Source organism: Trichocoleus sp. DQ-A2 (assembly GCF_039961915.1).
GTDB lineage: Bacteria > Cyanobacteriota > Cyanobacteriia > Cyanobacteriales > FACHB-T130 > FACHB-T130.
In genome coordinates this window covers 183,757-205,364 of record NZ_JAMPKD010000001.1, presented here as the reverse complement: position 1 = coordinate 205,364, position 21,608 = coordinate 183,757, and the positions used below count along the sequence as shown (strand labels likewise).

Sequence of the window (21,608 nt, the reverse complement as noted above, 5' to 3'; positions counted from 1 at the left end):
TGGCGAGGGGTGCCGGAGGGAAACAGAAAAATGCCAGCTCAATCAAATGGAGTAATTAAAATTAATAACTTCATTTTTTATTTAATATCATTGCGATTTATGTTTACAGTAGGCAAGTTTTTTAACTAACAATTAAGCAATAACTAGCATATTTGATATGTAGCATTGTTACAAAGATGGGAATTAATTAAATAAAATCTAAAGTCACGTCTAAAGGCTGACTGATTTAAAGGAAAAAAGTATGAATTCGGATGATTTCAATGAGCTAATCGGTATCTTTGTAACTGAAACTCAAGAATTCCTGCAATCCCTAGAAGCCAATCTTTTATTGATAGAAAGCAGCAGTGAAGTTGAAGCGCGATCGCAAGCGGTTCAAAACCTATTTCGGGCTGCCCACTCGATAAAAGGTTCGGCTTTGATGTTTGGTTTTGAAACCTTATCGACAGCGGCTCATTGCCTGGAAGATAGCTTTGCAATTCTGCGCGATCGCGCTGATTTATCCCAAATCAATCCAACGACGATTACCGCTTTGCTGCAAGGGGTCGATCTCCTGAGAACCATCGCCAACCAAGTCTGTCAGCCGGAAGGCAAGGATAATGGAGCAACAATGCAGGCAACCTCTGTAGCTGAAGTGGAAGCAATCGCCCAAATTCTAGCCCAGCTAGAAAATCAGTATACTAAGCCCGCTGCTTCCAGTAATGGCTCTAGCCTTAACAATCGGGCAAACCTGCAAACTATTAAAAGAATTTTTGAACAAGATTTACTTCCGGTTTTTAACCATTTGGAGACGGAACTTTCTCAAGTTAAACCAGAAACTTTAGAGCAAACAATAGCGACGCTTAACCAAGTTTATTACCAACTTTCAGGGGTTGCTGGGATGCTGCAACTGGCAGAATTTGGGCAAATTGTTGAGTATTTGAGAACTTTGATTGACACCCCCCATCTGAGTGTAGAACTCCTCCAAAAACAGGGATGGGAAATTGCCCAAAACTTGCAATCTGCCCGCACTCAGCTATTGCAGGGAGAAGCCATTACTATACAGCCTTTGAATGGGACTGAGCTAAAAGGACTGAGGACTGAGGAGTTAGGACTGAGGAGAGAGGAAGCAATACTCTCCACTCCAGAATCACCAGTTGATGATTCCTCAACACCCTTCAGTAATAGGACTGAGGTGACAGGACTCAGGACTGAGGAACCAGCCATCTCCACTCCAGAATTACCAGTTGAGGATTCCTCAACTCCAGCCTCTCTCCTCAGTCCTCAGTCCTCACTCAGTCCTCAGTCCTCAGTCCTAACTCCTCACTCAGTCCTCTCTCCTCAGTCCTCAGTCCTAACTCCTCAGTCCTCAGTCCTCTCTCCTCAGCCCTCACTCAGCCCTCAATCCTCACCTGTTTCTTCCCCCACAGGTTGGCAACGTCCGACAATTCGCGTAGATCTAGAACGCTTAAGCGAATTAGTGAATTTGGTGGGCGAATTAGTGATTAACCGGACAAATTTGGAACTACAAGAAACTCAACTACGCACTGAAGCGAAGCGCATTCGGAAGAGTATTGTAGCTTTAAATCAATTTGGAACGCAGCTCCGAGAAGAATATGACCGCCTTAGCACTGAAAATAGCAAAAGCGATCGCCCAAAAACCACAACTGCTTTTACTAAATCTTTGCCTTCGACTTTCGATTTATTGGAATTAGATCAATATACAGAATTTCACTCCACCGCTCAATCTGTGATTGAAACGACCGAAGCGATCGCGCTATCGGGAACGAAGATTGACGAAATCGCGGTGAAATTTGAACGCAGCACCGATCAACTCCGGCGGATCACCGACCAGTTGCGATCGCGCGTCATGCAACTGCGAGTCGTCCCCTTCAGTCGGGCGGTCGATCACCTCCCTCGCGCTTTGCGAGATTTGTGTCGCCTCCACAACAAAGAAGTTAATCTCCTCCTCCTGGGACGAGACACCACCATTGATGAAAGCCTGCTAGACGCCCTGCGCGACCCCCTAGTGCATCTGGTGCGAAATGCCTTCGATCACGGCATCGAAACTCCCCAAGCCCGCCTCGCCCTGGGGAAACCCCCCAGCGGTCAAATCGAAATTGAAGCCTTTCACCAAGGCGGACAAACCATCATTACCATTACCGATGATGGACGGGGAATTGACCCAGAAGCCATCCGCGCCAAAGTCGTAGCAGGCGGCTTTGTGGCAGCCGAACAAGCTGACGAACTATCTATTGCCGACCTCTACGAATTCCTCTTCTGGCCTGGTTTCAGCACCACTAGAGAGGTCACGGAACTCTCTGGTCGGGGGGTCGGTCTGGATGTGGTTCGCACCAATCTGCGGCAGGTACGGGGAACTGTCAAAGTAGATTCACGACCGGGCAAAGGCACTAGCTTTATCCTGAAGCTACCACTCATGCTATCGATCAGCGATGCCTTAATGGTTAAGGCAGATCGCAATACGGTAGCAATCCCTTTAGACGCCGTAGAGGAGATTCTCCACATTCAAGGGCATCAGATTCAAATGGCTGGGACGCAGACCATGTTGTGGTGGCGAGAAGAATTCATCCGCTTGGTGCGTTTGCAAGAATTACTCCACTATAGTGTCCCCCATCCCGACGGCCCCTCTCCCGACCCAATTGCCCAAGACTATATCCCGGTAATGGTTTTAGCTTCCAGTGAAGGTGTTCTCGCTGTAGTCGTGGAACGTCTCATCGGTCAACAAGAAGTCGTGGTAAAAGCCCTTCCGCTTCCCCTCTCAAAGCCTCGTGGGATCGTTGGTTGCACGATTATGGGAGATGGTCAGGTCGTGACGATTTTAGATGTGGACGATCTCATCGGGCAATTTTATACTCAAAGCGGCACCACAATTTCAGTTGATAATAAATCAGATTTAGGGACACGACATAGCACGCCACTCCTTGCCCCGACAGGAAGTTCTCAACCCCAAATTTTGGTTGTCGATGACTCCTACACGATCCGACAGTTACTTTCGCTAACGCTAATTCGCGCCCGTTACCGAGTCGCGCAAGCCAAAGATGGTCAAGACGCTTTATCTAAATTAGAGGAAGGCTTAAATTGCGATTTAATCATTGCCGATATAGAAATGCCCCGGATGGATGGATTTGAACTGTTGCGAAATCTGAAATCTCAGCCTCAATTTGCCTCGATTCCCGTTGCTATGTTGACTTCTCGGAGTGGGTTCAAACATCGCCAGATGGCATTAGAGTTAGGAGCGATTCAATACTTTACTAAACCCTACAACGAGGTTCAGTTATTAGAAGCGATCGCTAAATTAATTAAACATTAAAGAATTTATGAATCGCCGATTCCGGACTAAAGCCCTTGTCTCAACTCGGATTGCCAAGCGAAAACTGGTCTCGTTTCAGATGGGAAGCGAACAGTACGCGATCGCAATTGACCGAGTTCAGCGCGTTCTCAAAGCCTTTACACCCCACGCTGCCCTAATCAACGGTCGCCGGTTAATGGAATACGAACAGGAAGCGATCGCGCTTATCGATCTATCAGCGCTATTTCTAAAATCCCACGAAACAGACTACCACTATCTAATTGTTTGCACCATCAAGCAAAAAGAAAAATTAGGCATTCCCGTCTCTGAAATGCCTAAAATATTAGAAGTATCAGAAGAAAAATTTGAGAAAATCCCAGCTTTTTATCAACCCGAAGATTTACCCGTCGCTATTGAACAAATTATCCACGCACCTGAGGGTGGTCTCGTATTCTATCTCAATTTAGATCGCCTATAAGTAGGCAGAATTAAGTATTTTTAGATGGATAAGCGATAGCGTAAACTATGCAGAAATTAGGTTTTCTCGCGTTTTAAATTACTGTCTAGATAGCAATCCTAATTCATTTATTAAGTCTTGGATCTCTGCGCTTACTTTTCCCTGGCGCTCTATATAGCGCTAACGTGCATGGCTGATGAAAATCAAGTTTCTGGCTAATCGCAAAATTCAGGTTTATCCAACTCAAATTTAATTTTCCCCGTCCGTTAAAACGGGCTTGAGCGATTAGCCAGGAACTTAAGTTCCTGGCGGGATGAAAGCGTAGCGAGACTAACTTACAGCCCAGACATTACTTCTCTCGCTGCTGCCAAAGTGCGGTCAATATCTTCATCTGTGTGCGCCAGAGAAGTAAATCCAGCCTCAAACTGAGAAGGTGCCAGATACACACCCCGCTCTAACATTCCGCGATGGAAGCGGCTAAACTTGTTCGAGTCAGACTTTTTAGCATCTTCGTAGTTATGGACTGGCCCTTGAGTGAAGAACAAGCCAAACATCGCGCTGATGCTACCGCCGCAAGCCGCATGACCTGTTTCCTTAGCAATTTGCAGCAAGCCATCACTGAGCTTCTTTGTCATCTTGTCTAACTGCTCGTAGCTGCCTGGTTTTCGCAGCAATTCCAGCGTTTTGATTCCGGCAGTCATCGCCAGAGGATTCCCCGAAAGCGTCCCGGCTTGATACACTGGCCCGGCTGGAGCAATCATCGACATAATATCGCGGCGTCCACCGTAAGCACCCACCGGCAAGCCACCGCCGATTACTTTACCCAGCGTTGTCAAGTCAGGGGTAATCCCAAATCTCTCCTGTGCCCCACCGTAGGCAATCCGGAAGCCGGTCATGACTTCGTCAAATACGAGTAACGCGCCATTTTCTTGCGTAATCATTCGCAAGCCTTCCAGGAAACCCGCGTCCGGCGTAATAAAGCCAGCATTGCCCACCACTGGCTCTAGAATCACCCCAGCAATCTGATCGGGGTTTGCGTCAAATAAAGCTTTGACGGCTTCCAGGTCATTGTAGGGGGCAGTGAGCGTGTTGCTGGTTGTCGTCTTGGGAACGCCTGGAGAATCCGGCAAGCCGAGGGTAGCGACACCGGAACCAGCTTTCACCAGGAACATATCAGCGTGACCGTGATAGCAGCCTTCAAATTTAATCAGCTTGTCGCGTCCGGTGAAAGCTCGCATCAGGCGCAGAACTGCCATGCACGCCTCGGTTCCGGAGTTGACAAAGCGCACCATTTCAATGCTGGGTACGGCGTCAATCACCATCTCTGCCAGCACATTTTCCAACACGGAGGGGGCACCAAAGCTGGTGCCTTTTTCCAGGGCTTCGTGCAAGGCACTAATCACTTCTGGATGGGCATGACCGCAAATCGCGGGTCCCCAGGTGCCAACGTAGTCGATATATTGGTTGCCATCGACATCCCAGATATAGGCACCTTTGACGTGGTCAAAGACGATAGGTTGTCCTCCCACCGATTTAAACGCCCGGACTGGTGAACTGACACCTCCTGGCATCAAATGTTGAGCAGCGGCGAATATTTCTTCTGACTTGGTGGTTTTCAAATTTGTAGAAGTAATCAATGTTATCTCCTCGTTTTGATGATAAAATCTCTGCCTCAAGATAGGCGGAAGCTGCGATCGCAGAGATTACGCTGTTCAATTATCCTACTGAGGGTAATGCCAATCATGTCCTACCAAACGAATCAGAATTTACCTGTGAGTGTTTGCTCTTGTTTCTGGAAGGCAGCCTAGGAGTTCCGATCGGGTAGCATTCAACTTGGTAGTTCGATTCAGCGATTCAGTTCGACGGTTCAATGGTAGCTTCGATGGTAGACAGAGGACTTCAAGGCTCACAAGGTTCTCATTTACGCTGTCAGAAGTCAATCAGCCAGCCTGGTTAGCCAGCTTAAATAGCATCTTTGGCAAATGCCTGGAACTGCTTCTTGCAACCTCTTATTCACTTTAGCGAACAACCCGGAAGAATATCTGAGGCATCTAGAACGGGTGCTGAGCAGTTGGTGGTGAGGAGTGATATCTTGTACAAGTGAGTCATTTGTACTGAAAATGCCAGCTGCTGAACCCTCTGCTTTAAGCCAATCCATCCCTGTCGATCGAATCCGCTACAACGAGCAGGGACTGGTGCCAGCGATCGCGCAAGATTATCTGGATGGTACGGTCTTGATGATGGCTTGGATGAATCGGGAGTCGTTACAGAAAACGCTGGAAACGGGACAAGCTTGGTATTGGAGCCGTTCTCGTGGGGAGTTGTGGCATAAAGGGGCGACTTCGGGGCATTTACAAAATGTGCGAAGTCTCCGTTATGACTGCGATAGCGATGCGCTGCTGGTTACTGTGGAACAGGTGGGAGAAATTGCCTGTCACACCGGAGAACGCAGCTGTTTTCATCAAGTAGATGGGGAAAAAGCGCCGCCTCCCGCAGATACCTTGTCGGATTTGTTTGCGACGATTTGCGATCGCCGCGATAATCCTAGCGAAAGTTCTTACACCAGCAAGCTATTTGCCGGTGGAGATAACAAGATTTTGAAAAAAGTTGGCGAAGAATCTGCTGAAGTGGTGATGGCTTGCAAGGATGACGACAAGAACGCGATCGCGGGTGAGGTTGCTGATTTGTTCTATCATACCCTGGTTGCTTTAGCTCACCATCATGTTGATGTTAGAGATGTTTATCGCAAGTTGCAAGAAAGACGGCGATAAAGCATTTTAAACGCTCTCGGTACCCAGAGTCTTGGCGTTACTTTACGTTACCCTCTGCGTTCTTTGCGTTTAAAATCTGGTTGAGGTATTGCAAAATGGCAATAGTTATGGCTACGCTGAATGCGAAGCCCAGCCACAGACCATGCGCCACAACGGGCGGTTGATCTAATGCCCAGCCACCCACTGTAGGGCCAATGAAATAGCCGATTGCCCAACAAAGAGAATTGATTGAAAAATATACGCCACGTTGAGATTCGGGGGCTAAGACTGTAATCAGAGAAGATGCTGAGGGAGTGTAGGAGACAAGGGCGATCGCAAAAACTCCCATTGCTAAAATTGCCCACAATAACTGACTTGATGCTGCTACTCCTGTAAACCAAATTAAGCTAAATCCTAATCCCCAAAATAGGGCGGAAATGCACAAGGCGTAGGGATGGCTCAAACGTTTAAACATTCTGACAACTGGCAGCTGTAAGAGAATGGCTAAGACAAGGTGCCAGGTAAATAAAGCACTAATGGTTGTGGGGGAAAATCCTTTTCCAGATTCTTCTATACGCAAGAAATTGCTGAAGTACAGGGGCATTGTACTTTGGGTTTGCGAGATATAGGTGGTGAAGATGATGTTCACTAAGCAAAAAATCAACAGACTGCGATCGCGCAGTGCCGTTGCCCAACTGCTAAATGCTTGTTGTTGGCGTTCTCCTGGTTTGTAAGTTTCTGCGATCGCTGCATAGACGACCCCAAAGAACACCACAAATGAAATCGCATCAAGCACAAATAGCTCTCGATAAGCCCCCGTGGTGCCAATTAATACACCTCCCAATACAATTCCGATGCCCATCCCCAAATTGTCTGCCAGTCGCGTTAGGGCATAAGCTTCATTGCGCTGCTCTCCCTGTGTCAAATCTGCTACTACGGCTTCTGTGGCAGGCCAATATAAACCGATGCCCATGCCCATGAGCAAGTTACCAACCACGAAAATGTGAAAATTGTTGCTAATCGCCAAGACTAGGGAAGCAACTGCCGAAACCGCTGCTGAGAGTAACAGGGTGCGTCTGCGTCCCCAAAACTGCGAATCTGCAAACGAACCGCCCAAAATACGCCCAACTACGCCAGAAATGGAGGCGCTGCCTAAGCCAATCCCGACTTGCGTGGCGGAGAGTCCCACTTGATTGACAAAAAAAATCGGGGCGTAAAACAAAGTAAACCCAGTGCCAATCCCGGATAAGAATCGACCAGCGGCAAGAATCCAAACTTGGGAATTTAGCTGAGGCAACCAGGACGTGGCTTTGCGGAAAAATGTCATGGGGGAGAGGAATTAGAGGGATTTCTGAAGGCAATTCTGCGGGTAAACGGACTTGTCGCGTATCCACTTCAATACAGAATTGCTTGAATTGAGCAGAATCGGTTTTTCTCAGGTGATCAAGAAAGATAGTGAAAGCAAAAACGCGATCGCGCGATTCCTCTCAAGCTTTCGGTTCAAGCTTTCGGTGCGATCGCTCATAGCTCTAACCTCAGATAGAGACCACCCTAGCTTCTTATCGTTACATTTAGTTACATAAGCTAAACATTGCTTAACAAACGTAGCGATAAACCCGGAGTTCCCACCATGCAAGAGACACAGAAAGTAACCACTCCCGTCATGGACGATCGTAACGCTTGGAGATACGGCTTCACTCCTCAAGCAGAAATTTGGAACGGGCGTCTAGCGATGATTGGCTTTTTAGCCGCTGCGCTGATTGAAATCTTCTCAGGTCAAGGCTTCCTGCACTTCTGGGGTCTGATCTAGAATTAATTCCCTCCCATTCTCGTCATCATGTCACCTCAAGTAATCCGCCTGGGAGTTATCAAAACGCTCCCAGGTTTTTTTTATCTTCAATTGTCGCTAAGGAGTGATGGGAAGCGATCGCTCTCTATCCCCCTAATGAACTCCCATATAGGAAAATAATCCAGTAGCCAAATCCCAAGCAATGAGCAACGTGAAGCCATTTCTCTTCTTGACCGATTTAGACAATACCTTAGTAGGCGATGACGAGGCTCTAGAAGAACTCAAGCGCCGCCTGAGCCAGCATCGGCAACAATACGGGACAAAGATTGTTTATGTAACAGGTCGTTCCCCCGTCCTCTACCAAGAACTGAAGACCGAACAGGAGCTATTAGAACCCGATGTCCTCGTTCTCTCTGTTGGGACGGAAATTTACCGAGATGGCAGCGATACACCAGATCCAGCTTGGGTAGAGCAACTTTCTCACAACTGGGATCGCGATTTGATCGTCGCCACAACCGCTCATTTTTCTGACCTCGTTCCCCAACCGCCATCCGAACAACGCCCCTTTAAAGTTAGCTACTTCCTCGCCGAGGAAGCCGCCGTTGAAGTTCTCCCTCAGCTAGAAGATTTGTTGGAAGAACGCAAGCTAGATGTCAAGTTGGTCTATAGCAGTGGCAAAGACTTGGACATCCTACCTCGCGGTGGCAATAAAGGAACTGCAACCACGTTTCTGCGACAGCAATTTCAGATGCCTCCCGAACAAACCGTTGTTTGTGGTGATTCTGGCAACGATGTAGCTTTCTTTCAGTCCGGTGAGGAACGAGGAATCATTGTCGGGAATGCCCAGCCAGAACTCCTAAAGTGGCATTACGCCAATCCTTCGATTAATCGCTATTTAGCAAAAGCGGATTGCGCTGGAGGTATTCTAGAAGGTCTGAAGCATTTCGGCTTTTTAGAATGAACTTATCCTACATCCTCAACATCTTTGCATGATCGGCTATCTCAAAGGGACGGTAGCTGGCATCCAGAAAAGCACCGCCAATCGCGTCATCCTGATTCTGGAAGTTAATCAGATTGGGTACGAACTGCATATCCCGCCGCGCCTGGAGGCTGAGCTACCGGCGGCGGGAGAAATGGTGCAAGTTTTTACACACCAACAAGTTCGGGAAGATCAAGTCCTCCTGTATGGCTTTGGCTCCGCCGCTGAGCGGGATTTATTTCGCGCCCTCGTCAGCGTCAGCGGGATTGGTGCCAGAGGCGCGATCGCCCTCTTAGACACCTTAGGGCTATCAGATTTAGTTCAAGCAATCGTTACAGGCAACACTCGCACCTTAGCGAAAACTCCTGGCATTGGTAGCAAAACCGCCGAACGTCTGGCGCTGGAACTGAAAACTAAACTTGCAGAATGGCGACACTCGGCAGGGGTCACTAGCACCGCGACTGGTCCTTCTGCCGCGATTTTAGAAGATGTGGAGATGACACTACTGGCTTTGGGATATAGCAATAGTGAAGTTGCCCAGGCGATCGCTGTCGTCAGACAAGATACTCTGCTAGCAAAAAGCACGAATGCAGAAGATTGGATTAGAGGTGCGATCGCTTGGTTGAGTCATTGACCTCCTCCCAGCATTCTCGTTGGAGTTTCGATTTAGGTCAGGTTTCTAAATTCACAATCGAAATTCCCACCCTGTAAGGAATCGGCACTTCAACTTAAACAGATCAGAGCCAACCTTTAATTTCTACATCAGTGAGCGATCGCTCTAACTTGACATATTCACTTTTGGTCGCTTGTAGAATATGTTTCATCATCACCGGCTCTCCGGCATTGGCTGCTAGAAAAGCGGCATTCAAGGAAATATTGCGGATATTTCCTCCCGCTACATTCAGCTTTGCCAGCTTGCTCATATCTAGCCCTTCAGTCGGGGTCTTTTTGGGGAAGATACGCTGCCAAATTTCCGCCCGTTGGCTGGCATCGGGGAAGGGAAACTGCACAATAAATCGGATGCGGCGTAGGAAAGCTTGGTCTAACGAACCTTTCAAGTTAGTCGTCAAAATCGCCAAACCCTGATAAGCTTCCATGCGCTGTAGCAAATAGCTAACTTCGACATTAGCGTGGCGGTCGTGGCTATCTTTCACCTCAGTGCGTTTCCCAAATAAGGCGTCAGCTTCATCGAATAGCAAAATAGCACCGCCTGCTTCAGCAGTATCAAATATCCGCCGCAAGTTCTTTTCGGTTTCTCCAATATATTTGCTAACGACTGCACTCAAGTCGATGCGATACAGGTCTAACCGCAATTCCTTCGCCAGTACATCTGCTGCCATTGTTTTACCTGTACCGGAAGCCCCTGCAAATAAGGCGCTGATACCTAAACCCCGATTGCTCTTACCAGCAAATCCCCAGACTTCGTAAACTTTAGCGCGTTGCCGAAGATGAGCGGAGATATCACGCAGAATCTGGCGTTGTGCTTCTGGCAGCACCAAGTCGTCCCAAGTAGAAGTTGAATCAATGCGTTGAGCTAAATCATCTAAGCGTGGACGTGCTTGGACGCGACAGAAATCCCATAACTGATTTTGAATTGGAGAATCTACTTCAATTTCTAATTTTTCACTTTTAATTTTTAATTGTTCGCAGGCAGATTGAATGGCGGGACTGCTGAGATTGAATTGAGAGACTAGCTCCTCTACGTGTCCGTTTAGTTCAGCAGCGACTGAGCCTAGATTAGTTTTCCAGATAGCAAGTTGTTCGCTGCGGGTAAGTTTGGGAACGTCGAAGGCAATGAGGGGGCGTTGTGGTGAATGCAGCCGTTCTTCTGTAGTAATAATTAGTGGGGTCGTGGTGCCTTGAATGAGCTGCAAAATTGAGGTTGCTCGGACTGAATCACCCGCATTGAAGCGATCGCAATCCAGCAACAGAACACTACCTGTCAAAGCGACTTCGCGTTCCCAGCGTCGGAACAGATGAATCAGGTCGTCCGGATCGGTTGGTAAGCGATGGGCGGATATGAGTTTTAAGGGATGCCCCATGAGGGCGCAGGCAGCGACAGCGATTGCCCATTTGTCGCCTACGTCTAAACCACACAGTTGCGGGATAGAGAAAGTAGAAGAATTTCCCGCTTCAGACAAGATAGCTGCTAGCCTGTCTGCTAACTGCTGGTGGGACGGTTGTAGGGGTGTATGGCAATACGCTTCTACAGGCAAGGGCTGAATTAGACTCATCAGGCGATCGTCCTGATACGGTTCGCCAAAGAGATAGTGCAGCACGCTCTCATCAATCTGCAAAGAACAGAAGGTAATGACTTGACCTGTACCGACTTGCAGTAATTGCCAGTGACGCAGAGGTGCTTGGGGGGTAAAAGCACTCCAATGACTTTGGGGAAACACTTCCAAAGCTAAACCAAAGGTCGGATAAGCCATTTCCCGATTTCCTTGAGCGTTAGCGCACAGGGCTGAGAAATTAGGAAAAATTGCCATACCGACGCACAACAGCAGAATATTGCGCTCGAAGGGAGACAGGTTGAAGGTAGTGCAGAGTTGCTCTAATGCTGAGGGGGTTGACATAGAGGCAGCGATCGCATCTAAATTCAATTGCTCGTCCGCAACTGCTTCAACGGCTCGATTCTGCTGGCGATCGATGTACTGCTCTAATTTCCGATGCACTCCCGCTACTGCGGTCATCAGATAGTGGGAATTGCTTTTATACCAGCGGTCGGTGGTTGTGATATTCATTAGTTTTCTGACTTCAAACCGCCATGAGGAAATTACGGATTTATCCTCTAGAACTAAACGCCTTCAAATTTCTCTGGATTGATGAATATATTTAGTGGCAAGTTCAAATCGTAAAGTTAAGTATTTAAGCTTAAAAAATTATTAATTTATTTTGTAGCAAATTTGGTTATTCTAAGCCCCTTTTCATGACAGCCCGCGTAGGCAAGCTTTGTTTGTGTGGTTCCGCTCCTTTTCATAGCAGCCTGCGTAGGCAGGCTTTGTTTGTATAGTCGCGACTTTAGTCGTTTGGCTAAAGTTTCGGGATAAAGGAAAAAGGCTTTTAGAACCAGCTTGGCTATTAAAGCACAACAGCAAATTTACGATTTTTATTTTTTCATACTTCTCAGTAATTCTCCGGGAAAGATGGAAAGAAGCTGTAACTATTAGGTCTCTAATGCTCGATGTATCCCTGCCACTGCGGTCATCACATAGTGAGGGTTGGCTTTGTACCAGTTAGAAGTGGCTGCTATATCCATTGATTTTTCCACCTTTACCCGAAATCGCCTAATTTACAGATTTTATCTATCTAGAGGAGTATCTATTTTATTAAAATTTATTCCCATGCGTCCTTGACGATTTAAGCAAAGATATGATCTAAAGGCTTAAAAATTTCCCACGCTGGCACGAGAGGCTCAATATGACCTACAAAAGAGTGCAAAAATCTTCCTCTTGGACTCCGCAAACCCAGGCGAAAGCCTCTCGCTTTGCCCCACCTCCAATGACCGTGCAGGCAAAACAACCTGTTGACGAGCATCAGTCAGAGTCGCAAATGCCCAGCTACACCCCCTTGCCAGCAGACTACGTTCATCCTTTGATGAGAAGTTTGAATTCGGTTGAGCCAATGCAGGAGCGAGCAGAAACACTACAATCTGAGTCTGAGTCCACTGTTGAAGACAATATCCAGATGTCAGACGGGGCGGAGGCTATCCAGCGCCAGCAAGAGTTGGAAGACGAAGGCGAGGAAAAACTCTCGGTTCAGACGAAGCTTACGATAGGGCAGCCAGGAGATAAATATGAGCAGGAAGCTGACCAGATGGCAGCGCAGGTAGTGCAGCAGATAAATGCGCCCTCTCCTCAGTCGTCAGGTCAGAGTAACGCACTCCAGCGGCAAGAGATGCCTGAGGAAGACGAACTTCAGATAAAGCCAATGGTGCAGCATCTGCAAGCCAGCGGAGGAATGGTTACGCAAGATGTGGAAGCCTCCATTCAAGGGGCGCGGGGTAGCGGACAGCCCCTGGAAGATAGCATCCGCGTACCGATGGAAGGCGCGTTTGGAGCTGATTTTAGTAGCGTTAAAGTCCACACCGATTCTCAATCTGACCAGCTTAATCAATCAATTCAGGCGAAAGCTTTTACTACAGGACAAGATATCTTCTTTCGTCAGGGAGCTTACGAACCTGGAAATCGGGAGGGACAAGAGTTAATTGCCCACGAGTTAACTCATGTGGTACAGCAGAGTGGCGGTACGCTATCCGGAGCAGTACAAGGTAGGTTAATTCAGCGCACGCCGGATGACCTTTGGAACGCGGTGAATAGCGAGCAGGACGTTGACACTATTAGTCAGGAAAAAGCCAAACAAATATTAAAGAATGATTTCTACTCAAACTGGTTTCTTGTGAGAGATTACTTGGTAGAGGGTAAATGGAAAGGCAAGGAGCAAGCAGAGATTGAGAGAAAGCAGCCTTGGTTCAAAAAGCTAATGCGAGAGAGTTTCATCAAACTGCGCCAGAAGGAAACTGACGAGCTTCTGACATATATACGAGATAATGAACTCACAACTGGTGAATTCAAGAACTTAGGAGAGGACGATCGACTGAAGTGGGGTAGCGCAGGCAGCCAAACACTAACTTCAGACATTGATGTCAATCTCAAAGGTGCAGGCTCAATCGCAGCCGTCACGCTGTTCAATCAACTGTTCAAGACAAAACTTCAATGGCCTAATGAACCTGGCACAGTCTTTGATGTCAACGTCTATGCTCAAGACTTCATGGAAAAGAAGCCATTCACGCTTGATAAGAACGAAAACGAGAATACCGCAAAAATTATTCCGCAACAGGAAGTCGAGCTAAAAGGTGATGTCTTTACTAAGTTTGCTGCCGATCAAGATATGTGGTCGATCTTAAAGATGCGAATCCACATGACCCAAGGAGAATGGGAACAATATCAAACCTCTATTGTAGGAGATAGCTTAAAGCCATACGACGAAGGCGCTCAGTACCAAGAAGGGATGGACGTAGAAACATACCATAAGCAACAAAAACTCCGTATACGCTTTGCAGAAGCTGAAGGTTACTACAACGAGTATCAGTGTTTACTTCAGGAGAAGATTCTCCAAATCAACACCAGCACTGATGAGGTTTATGTCACCCTGCGGAAGAATCTCGAAGCTGGTAAACAGTATCTCTCCAAGCATCAAGCTGCTGATACGAAGAAGATGGCAGCAGCTAACCTAATTTACCAGGAACAACTGGATGAGGTTGCAGCAATTCGTCTGTATTTGCAAGACCTTAAAGATTCTAGCAAAAGCAAAAATACTATAGCTCTTCAGAAAGAAATTGATCAATACTCCGTGCGTCTTAAAACAGCACTCTCACACTCGATTGTTTATGCCAATGAAGCCTATTTTACGCAGGGTGCAGTTCACTTCTCCGTAATTGGTCAGCAGATTGGCAACAGCATTAAAAAAGATAAAGGATTTGATAAGGTCGAACTTCAATTATCTGACGAAGAATATCTCCATTCCTTCCGAGAACAAGTAGGAGACACGCTTAAGGTATTGCACGAGTACAGTGAAGCAGAAATTTGGAAAGCTGCATATAAAGCTGGTAAATATATAGACCGTATGCTCAAATCTGCTGCTCCTTTAGTAGGTTCTTCTACAGTGAATTGGTTTAATCGTTTGTCAGAGGTAGGTAGCATCGCGATCGCGCTCAAGGATGAAGGCGCAAATAGTGAAACGCAACAGAGTAGGCTCAATCCGGTTGCTGGAGTAATGGCAGATAGCGTATCCGGTTTCCGCAATCTGATCCTTCAGTTTGGGGTAGATGTTGAAAAAACCTATCAAAATAACCAGGAAGCGAAAAAAGCAGCCGAGAAGAGTAAAGTCGAGGAACAACCTAATCTTGATGAAATTCAACGACCAAAAGCAGATAGCAATAATTCTGTAGGGGCGGAAATGCAACAAAATATTGAACAAGCAGAAGACAAATTTGCTGGTTTGGTCGAACTAGCTCGTCAGATGTGGGGGATTTAATGGCTAGTCTTTTCACTGCAATTGTCTTGCGCGATGTGCCGAAGTTGTCTGCTCAGATTGACTTATTTAAATATCCGCTTAAAGGAGGTTTTCGGGGGTTTTCTTTGGTTCCGCCTGGAGTTCATTATGTAAGCGTTCAGGCTGAGGCAACACATCCAGGATTTTGGTGCTATCTGCATGCAGATGAGGTAGTTGTTAAAGTTTTTGACTATACTTTACAACAGTTTGTGGATGACAATTCCGAATCTGTCGCTACCTATCAACAATTAGCCATCAACGGTTCTATGGGAACAGCACTCTTTCCTTATCCCCAAGAACAGTGGGAAAAGTGGAGGAAATTGACCCAATATATTAATTCCAGCGATTTTCCGCCGCAACTTCATCAAGAGATAGTTAGCGAACCACCAGTCAATCTGCCAATAGCAGAATTATCTGATTGGATGGAAAAACATCACAAGTCTCGCTTTGAACTAGCTCTATTTGATACCCATAAAAGTGATAAAGAAGCGTTTTTGGGAGAACTTCAGTTTTCTTTTGTGCGCTGGTTGGTTACTTCTGAAAATGATGGAGATGCAGAAGCTTTTAACCGCTGGCAGCACTTACTTTTATCCATCTATAATGCAGGTGAAAGAATAATCTCTCAAAATTCTAATTGTTTTGTGGCTGTAATCGATACCCTGATAGCACAGTTTGAATGCTTGCCCGATAGTATGTTTGAACCAAATAGCTTTGTTAACCACGATGCTAGTTATCTGGTTGAAGATATGCTGGATACGGATATCGAGGAATTGGGGGCGAAAGGTCGAGAATTTGCTGCTTATTTGGAAAAACGGAGGACGAATGGGTAGCATGGCATTCTATCAAGAGATAGCCAGCACCAAGGCGATCGCAAACTCGGCAGATTAATTAGATAGACGAACTTTATGCCTCAATGAGCGAAATTTCCTCAGAACTGCTTTAGGATGCGATCGCGCTAACGAAAACGCAAATACAGGAAATGCGATCGCGTCTCTAAAATAAGTTTGCGTAAATTGGCACAATCCCGCCTCTGCGTTCGTGTAGTCCCAGCGAGATAGGTCGGGTAAACTCTAAACATAATATAGAAAACTAGAGTTTCCATTTTCTTCTGCCATGAAACCTGTCTGGAATTCCCTGGCTTTTGCGCTTGTGCTATTGTCCGCTTCCCCCACAGCAGTGCTAGCGGAACCGACATCGCCTCCTACGGTGATTGTGACTCCAGTTCCCAAGAAAACTGAAACCCCAACGCCTCAACTAGAGGATACCAACACGCAAAAGGATTCACCTCCGACGGTAATCGTCACTCCAGTTCCGACGACGCCGAAAGCAGAAGAACCCAGCACCCCTGAAGTCAAACCCTCTGCTGAGGAAACAAAACCAGAACCCAGTCCGGAAGCAAGTGAAAAGCCGGAAACAAAACCAGAATCCGATACAGACGAAAAAGCTGAGGAGGAGAAACTAACTCCAGAAGAAATTGCTCAGCAAGAGAAAATAATTGAAGCGGATAAGCTTTATCTGGGGGGACAATTTGCTGCGGCTGAAAAGCTTTACCGGGAGGCAAAAGTTCCTTTTGCTAATGCAACCGAGAAAACTGAGCGAAAAGAAGCCATTACTGACGCGGATAAGTTAGCACCAGCGGGGAGAGTTTATTGGCGCGAGGCTCAAGCGGGTATACAACAAAAACTGGAAAGCAAAATTTTTGTGCCGCTGCAATTTTTAATAGAGCAGTATCCTGAATTTATTCCCGGTCAGGTAGAGTATGCAAAAGCGCTGCGGGATTACAATCAGGTAGAAAAATCTTTACAAGTTTTGGAACGGGCAAGCACTCTTTATCCCGCCGAACCGATGTTGCTTAAAGCAAAAATTGCAGCATACGGTCAAAATAAAAAATGGTTGGAAGCTTCGCTGTCAGCACGTCAATTTGCGTTGCTTAACCCGAATCATCCAGAGGCGACGGAGTTTGCAACGCTAGCGGAAGAGAATCTAAAACGTTATCAATCGCATTTACGCGCGGAGTTGAGAGGGAATGCGATCGCTAATGCGATCACGGGTGCTTTAACCTATGCTGTCACTGGCAGTTTGTTTGGCCCTCTGACTGCCGTTGAAAGCGCCGCACTGATGCTGCGGGGAGAATCTGCGATTGGTCGATCGGTGGCAAAACAAGCCAAACGCGAACTGCCACTGGTTGAAAATGAAGAGGTGTTGAATTACGTTCGGGAGATAGGAAATAAATTAGCAACGGTAGCGGGACGCCAGGATTTTGAGTATGAATTTTTTGTGGTTCTAGATGACGATCTCAATGCTTTTGCGCTACCAGGAGGCAAGGTTTTTGTCAATGCGGGTGCGATCGCTCGCACTCATTCTGAGGCAGAATTAGCCGGTTTATTAGCTCATGAATTATCTCATGCCGTCCTCTCTCATGGGTTTCAATTAGTCACGCAAGGAAATCTGACGGCTAGCGTGACCGGATTTATTCCTTATGCTGGGAATACCGTCACCAATCTGATTGTTTTTGACTACAGCCGTGACATGGAACGACAGGCGGATATTCTCGGAACTCGCATTCTCAGTGCTACCGGCTATGCGGCGGATGGGATGCGGAATCTGATGGTGACGCTAAGCAAGCAAGATCGCGATCGCCCGATCTTCAGTTGGCTTTCCACGCACCCGATCACCGATGAGCGGACTCGCTATTTAGAAAGTTTAATTCAGACTAACGGCTACAACCGCTATGCCTATGAAGGAGTAGCGCGACACAACGAAATTAAGGCAAAAGTGAAGAAAATTCTCGACGAGGCAAAGAAGAAGGAAAAAGAACGCAAACGAAAGCGCGATCGCAATTAGCAATTCAGCGAGTGGACACGATCAACCTAAACATCTGATGTAGCTTAGATTCAGGAACGAAACCCAATATGGACAACGCTTTGATGGGGTACTATCCCTAGAAGGCTAAAGCCTTATGGCATGAACGCGCCTCCGCATCTGCTCTATCTAGCCGGCAAACTATCCGACAAATACGAGATCATCTACTTAGCCATTAAGCCATGCAAAGAGTATTAGAACCCGAAGTCATGGACAGTTTGGAAGAAGCTGTTGAATATGACGCGATGGACTTTACAGAAATCAACGGGGCATTTGCTCAACGGGCAATTGAGCTAGGAGCAACAAATGCAACTGTTCTAGATGCCGGAACCGGAACCGCTCGAATTCCTATCTTAATTGCACAGCAACGCCCTGAATGGCAAATTATCGGCATTGATATGGCAGAATCAATGCTGCAACTTGGTAGAGAAAATGTAGAAAAAGCTGGGTTGCAAAAACAAATCATTCTGGAATTTGTTGATGCCAAGAAGTTACCTTATCAAGACGGACAATTTGATATGGTAATTTCCAATAGCTTGTTTCACCACCTACCCAATCCACTCCCATTCTTGCAAGAAGTGAAACGAGTAATAAAGCCGCAGGGTGCTATTTTCATCCGAGATTTAATTCGTCCTCCTAGCGAGGAAATAATGAATAAGTTGGTGGAAAGTATCGGTACAAATTACAACAAACATCAAAAGATGTTATTTCACGACTCTCTCCACGCTGCGTTTACCTTGAATGAAGTGCAAGACTTCTTGCAACAAGCTGGTTTGGAGGGTGTTACAGTTTATCGATCGAGCGATCGCCATTGGACAGCCGAACGAGCCTGGGTTGATCCCTCTTAAATCCGCTTGAATCGCCGTTATCTTTCCTGAGCCTCATTCCCAACCCTCTTTAGGCTGAGGAGTGTTGCAGACGGCGTGAGGTTCTTCAGCAACAAGAATTAGAGAGGTCAAAGCAATCGTGAAAGTAGGATTTTTAGGAACTGGGTTGATGGGACAGCCGATGGCTAAAAGGTTGTTAGACGCTAAAATTCCAGTAGTTGCATACAATCGTACTCAGTCAAAATTAGCACCTTTGCAGGACGCTGGCGCTAAAATTGCTGATACCCCACAAGAGGCAATTCGTGAGTCTGAGTGCGTAATTTTGATGCTGACAAACGCTACAGCAATTGATGAAGTTCTGTTGTCGGAGGCTTCCCGACCAGAGTTAAAAGGGCGTACAGTCATTCAAATGGGAACGATCTCATCTACAGAAAGTAAAGCGATCGCTTCCCAAATTGTTGCAGCGGGTGCAGAGTATATTGAAGCACCCGTGTTGGGCAGTATTTCGGAAGCAGAAGCCGGTAAATTAATTGTCATGGTAGGTGCTTCCGATGAGCAATTTCAACAGTGGTCGGATTTTCTAAAACATTTTAGCTCTGAACCTCTACATATTGGCTCAGTCGGTGCTGCCGCTGCTGTCAAATTAGCATTAAATCAATTAATCGCTTCCCTTACCAGTGCTTTTGCCCTTAGTTTAGGTTTTGTTCAACGTCAAGGTGCCGACGTTGAGCTGTTTATGCAAATCTTACGGCAAAGCGCCCTTTTTGCTCCCACTTTTGATAAGAAATTGCAGCGGATGTTAGATAGGAATTATGAAAATCCCAATTTCCCAACTAAACATCTGCTCAAAGATACTAACTTATTTCTCAATGAAGCTAAGTTAAATGGCTTGAATGTCAGCAGTTTGGAAGGTATTCGCCAAATTTTAGAAATGGCACAGGACATGGGTTTAGCGGATGAGGATTATTCGGCGCTATTTTCTGCAATTAATCCTGAAGATGAATGAGTGTTTTAACGCAAAGCTACGCTAAGCTAAGCGCAAAGGTTCGCGAAGATTCTTAGCGTACTTCTACGTTCATAATTTTTTAGTAAAAACGGAATAAACTAGGCAAGCAATAATATTTTCTGAATAAAAAATTAACCAAGCCTTAATCAAAGCTTTGCCGAAGGTTGATGAACGCCAATTAAGCTGTTCAACGCATAAACGCGGAGAACACCATGTCTTTATCACGGCGGCAATTCTTCACCCTGGCAGGCGCGAGTGCTGCGGGTGCTGTATTAATGTCCCCTCTAGAAGCGCTCTATACCAAAGCAGCCAGGGGTCAATTAGTGAGTGGGGGAGGTTATGGCCCGCTGATTCCAGATCCCAATGGTTTATTGGATTTACCGCGCGGATTTCAATATCGCGCTATCTCTCGGACTGGAGACATGATGAACGATGGTAATCCAGTACCGGGTGGTCACGATGGAATGGGTGCTTTTCCCGGCCCTAATAACACAACTATCTTAATTCGCAATCACGAATTAAGCCCAAATTCTGCCACGCAAGTTGTCGGACTCAAATACGATAATCTCTGTAAAGGTGGGACAACAACTCTAATTGTAGGGGCGAATCGCCAAATACAAAGTCATTTTGCTTCCCTAGCAGGAACATACCGTAACTGTGCAGGTGGCACGACTCCTTGGGGTTCGTGGATTAGCTCTGAAGAAAATACCTCAACTCCCGCTACAAACGATCCAGTTAATATTACGGGAAATGTCAACCAACGTCACGGTTATAACTTTGAAGTTCCGGCGAATGCAAAAACAACTGTGACTCCCGTGCCTTTGAAAGCAATGGGGCGTTTTAACCACGAAGCGGTTGCAATCGATCCAAAAACTGGAATTGTTTATGAAACTGAAGATAGAGGCAATGGTCTCTTCTATCGCTTCATTCCAAATCAACCGGGCAAACTTGTAGAAGGCGGTGTTTTGGAAGCTCTGAAAATTAAAGGAATGCCCCAAGCAATTACTAAAACTAACTTCCCGGTGCGTCAACCAATGCAAGTTGAATGGGTTCGCATCGACAATCCCGACCCGGATACAGATACTGTCCGCGTCGAAGGCTTTAGTAAGGGTGCAGCCCAATTTACACGTGGGGAAGGCATCTGGTACGGCAACGGTGAATTTTACTTTTGTTGCACAGATGGTGGCACTGCCGGACTCGGTCAAGTTTGGCGCTACGTTCCTGGGAAAACAGCACAAGAAGGCGGCACTCTTGAACTTTTTGTTGAACCAAATGATGTAAATGTATTAGATAGTCCTGATAACATTGTTGTGGCTCCTTTTGGCGATTTGATCATCTGTGAAGATGGTGACGACGAGCAATTTGTAGTCGGCGTCACTCAAAAGGGCGAACTCTACCAATTTGCTCGGAATGCTATCAATGATAATGAGTTCGCTGGTGCCTGTTTTTCGCCTGATAGTCAGACCATGTTCGTGAATATCCAAACTCCTGGCATTACCTTTGCTATTTGGGGACCTTGGGCGAAAGGAAAATAATCGGTAATTGGTGATTGGTAATTGCTAATTCTTGTAGAGATGCGAAATGTCGCGTCTCTACAT

General features: G+C 46.5%; 15 protein-coding genes. 12 read left to right on the top strand and 3 right to left on the bottom strand.

Annotated features, from left to right (window positions below):
* Window positions 1–241: 241 nt before the first annotated feature.
* Window positions 242–3,307, top strand: a complete 3,066-nt coding sequence (locus NC997_RS00825; protein ID WP_190528627.1) for a hybrid sensor histidine kinase/response regulator — start codon at window positions 242–244, stop codon at window positions 3,305–3,307.
* A gap of 7 nt (window positions 3,308–3,314) precedes the next feature.
* Entirely contained in the window at window positions 3,315–3,764 is a 450-nt protein-coding gene (locus tag NC997_RS00820) for a chemotaxis protein CheW (RefSeq protein WP_190528625.1), read from the top strand.
* 314 nt (window positions 3,765–4,078) lie between these two features.
* On the opposite strand, the gene hemL is transcribed toward NC997_RS00820, so the two are convergent.
* Window positions 4,079–5,377, bottom strand: a complete 1,299-nt coding sequence (gene hemL / locus NC997_RS00815; RefSeq protein WP_190415898.1) for a glutamate-1-semialdehyde 2,1-aminomutase — start codon at window positions 5,375–5,377, stop codon at window positions 4,079–4,081.
* A 486-nt stretch (window positions 5,378–5,863) separates the two neighbouring features.
* Here hemL and hisIE point away from each other — a divergent pair, with 486 nt between their 5' ends.
* Window positions 5,864–6,514, top strand: a complete 651-nt coding sequence (gene hisIE / locus NC997_RS00810; protein ID WP_190528623.1) for a bifunctional phosphoribosyl-AMP cyclohydrolase/phosphoribosyl-ATP diphosphatase HisIE — start codon at window positions 5,864–5,866, stop codon at window positions 6,512–6,514.
* A 37-nt stretch (window positions 6,515–6,551) separates the two neighbouring features.
* On the opposite strand, the gene NC997_RS00805 is transcribed toward hisIE, so the two are convergent.
* On the bottom strand, window positions 6,552–7,820 hold the full coding sequence (locus tag NC997_RS00805) for an MFS transporter (RefSeq protein WP_348257750.1): 1,269 nt from the start codon (window positions 7,818–7,820) through the stop codon (window positions 6,552–6,554).
* 303 nt (window positions 7,821–8,123) lie between these two features.
* Here NC997_RS00805 and NC997_RS00800 point away from each other — a divergent pair, with 303 nt between their 5' ends.
* From NC997_RS00800 to ruvA, 3 genes are all read left to right on the top strand, one after another.
* Complete coding sequence (locus NC997_RS00800) at window positions 8,124–8,303, top strand: chlorophyll a/b-binding protein (RefSeq protein WP_190415851.1); 180 nt, start codon at window positions 8,124–8,126, stop codon at window positions 8,301–8,303.
* Between the two features lie 190 nt (window positions 8,304–8,493).
* Entirely contained in the window at window positions 8,494–9,243 is a 750-nt protein-coding gene (locus NC997_RS00795) for a sucrose-phosphate phosphatase (RefSeq protein ID WP_190528015.1), read from the top strand.
* 28 nt (window positions 9,244–9,271) lie between these two features.
* The gene (gene ruvA, locus NC997_RS00790; protein WP_190429000.1) at window positions 9,272–9,895 is read left to right on the top strand and encodes a Holliday junction branch migration protein RuvA; all 624 of its coding nucleotides are present in this window, start codon (window positions 9,272–9,274) and stop codon (window positions 9,893–9,895) included.
* Between the two features lie 103 nt (window positions 9,896–9,998).
* On the opposite strand, the gene NC997_RS00785 is transcribed toward ruvA, so the two are convergent.
* On the bottom strand, window positions 9,999–12,005 hold the full coding sequence (locus NC997_RS00785; protein ID WP_190528013.1) for an AAA family ATPase: 2,007 nt from the start codon (window positions 12,003–12,005) through the stop codon (window positions 9,999–10,001).
* A gap of 676 nt (window positions 12,006–12,681) precedes the next feature.
* Here NC997_RS00785 and NC997_RS00780 point away from each other — a divergent pair.
* The 6 genes from NC997_RS00780 (at window position 12,682) to NC997_RS00755 (ending at window position 21,545) form a co-directional block, all read left to right on the top strand.
* On the top strand, window positions 12,682–15,297 hold the full coding sequence (locus tag NC997_RS00780) for a DUF4157 domain-containing protein (protein ID WP_242031394.1): 2,616 nt from the start codon (window positions 12,682–12,684) through the stop codon (window positions 15,295–15,297).
* Window positions 15,297–16,145, top strand: coding sequence for an AAR2 pre-mRNA splicing protein (locus NC997_RS00775; protein WP_190528011.1), 849 nt, complete (start codon window positions 15,297–15,299; stop codon window positions 16,143–16,145). Before NC997_RS00780 ends, NC997_RS00775 begins: the two co-directional genes overlap by 1 nt.
* A gap of 283 nt (window positions 16,146–16,428) precedes the next feature.
* Window positions 16,429–18,159 (top strand): M48 family metalloprotease, encoded by a 1,731-nt coding sequence (locus tag NC997_RS00770; RefSeq protein ID WP_348257749.1) that lies wholly within the window; start codon window positions 16,429–16,431, stop codon window positions 18,157–18,159.
* Between the two features lie 200 nt (window positions 18,160–18,359).
* Window positions 18,360–19,025 carry a class I SAM-dependent methyltransferase gene (locus NC997_RS00765; protein WP_190524437.1) on the top strand — a complete coding sequence of 222 codons (666 nt, stop codon included), beginning with the start codon at window positions 18,360–18,362 and terminating at the stop codon, window positions 19,023–19,025.
* A 118-nt stretch (window positions 19,026–19,143) separates the two neighbouring features.
* Window positions 19,144–20,010 (top strand): NAD(P)-binding domain-containing protein, encoded by an 867-nt coding sequence (locus NC997_RS00760; protein WP_190524434.1) that lies wholly within the window; start codon window positions 19,144–19,146, stop codon window positions 20,008–20,010.
* A 212-nt stretch (window positions 20,011–20,222) separates the two neighbouring features.
* Window positions 20,223–21,545, top strand: a complete 1,323-nt coding sequence (locus NC997_RS00755; RefSeq protein WP_190524430.1) for an alkaline phosphatase PhoX — start codon at window positions 20,223–20,225, stop codon at window positions 21,543–21,545.
* The last annotated feature ends 63 nt before the right edge of the window (window positions 21,546–21,608 follow it).

What these genes read in the sequence shown, in the direction of transcription:
- NC997_RS00780 (WP_242031394.1), top strand. Translation starts at nt 12,682, where the DNA reads ATGACCTACAAAAGAGTGCAAAAATCTTCCTCTTGGACTCCGCAAACC.
- NC997_RS00825 (WP_190528627.1), top strand. Translation starts at nt 242, where the DNA reads ATGAATTCGGATGATTTCAATGAGCTAATCGGTATCTTTGTAACTGAA.
- NC997_RS00785 (WP_190528013.1), bottom strand. Translation starts at nt 12,005, where the DNA reads ATGAATATCACAACCACCGACCGCTGGTATAAAAGCAATTCCCACTAT.
- NC997_RS00805 (WP_348257750.1), bottom strand. Translation starts at nt 7,820, where the DNA reads ATGACATTTTTCCGCAAAGCCACGTCCTGGTTGCCTCAGCTAAATTCC.
- NC997_RS00765 (WP_190524437.1), top strand. Translation starts at nt 18,360, where the DNA reads ATGCAAAGAGTATTAGAACCCGAAGTCATGGACAGTTTGGAAGAAGCT.
- NC997_RS00770 (WP_348257749.1), top strand. Translation starts at nt 16,429, where the DNA reads ATGAAACCTGTCTGGAATTCCCTGGCTTTTGCGCTTGTGCTATTGTCC.
- NC997_RS00755 (WP_190524430.1), top strand. Translation starts at nt 20,223, where the DNA reads ATGTCTTTATCACGGCGGCAATTCTTCACCCTGGCAGGCGCGAGTGCT.
- hisIE (WP_190528623.1), top strand. Translation starts at nt 5,864, where the DNA reads ATGCCAGCTGCTGAACCCTCTGCTTTAAGCCAATCCATCCCTGTCGAT.
- ruvA (WP_190429000.1), top strand. Translation starts at nt 9,272, where the DNA reads ATGATCGGCTATCTCAAAGGGACGGTAGCTGGCATCCAGAAAAGCACC.
- NC997_RS00775 (WP_190528011.1), top strand. Translation starts at nt 15,297, where the DNA reads ATGGCTAGTCTTTTCACTGCAATTGTCTTGCGCGATGTGCCGAAGTTG.
- NC997_RS00800 (WP_190415851.1), top strand. Translation starts at nt 8,124, where the DNA reads ATGCAAGAGACACAGAAAGTAACCACTCCCGTCATGGACGATCGTAAC.
- NC997_RS00820 (WP_190528625.1), top strand. Translation starts at nt 3,315, where the DNA reads ATGAATCGCCGATTCCGGACTAAAGCCCTTGTCTCAACTCGGATTGCC.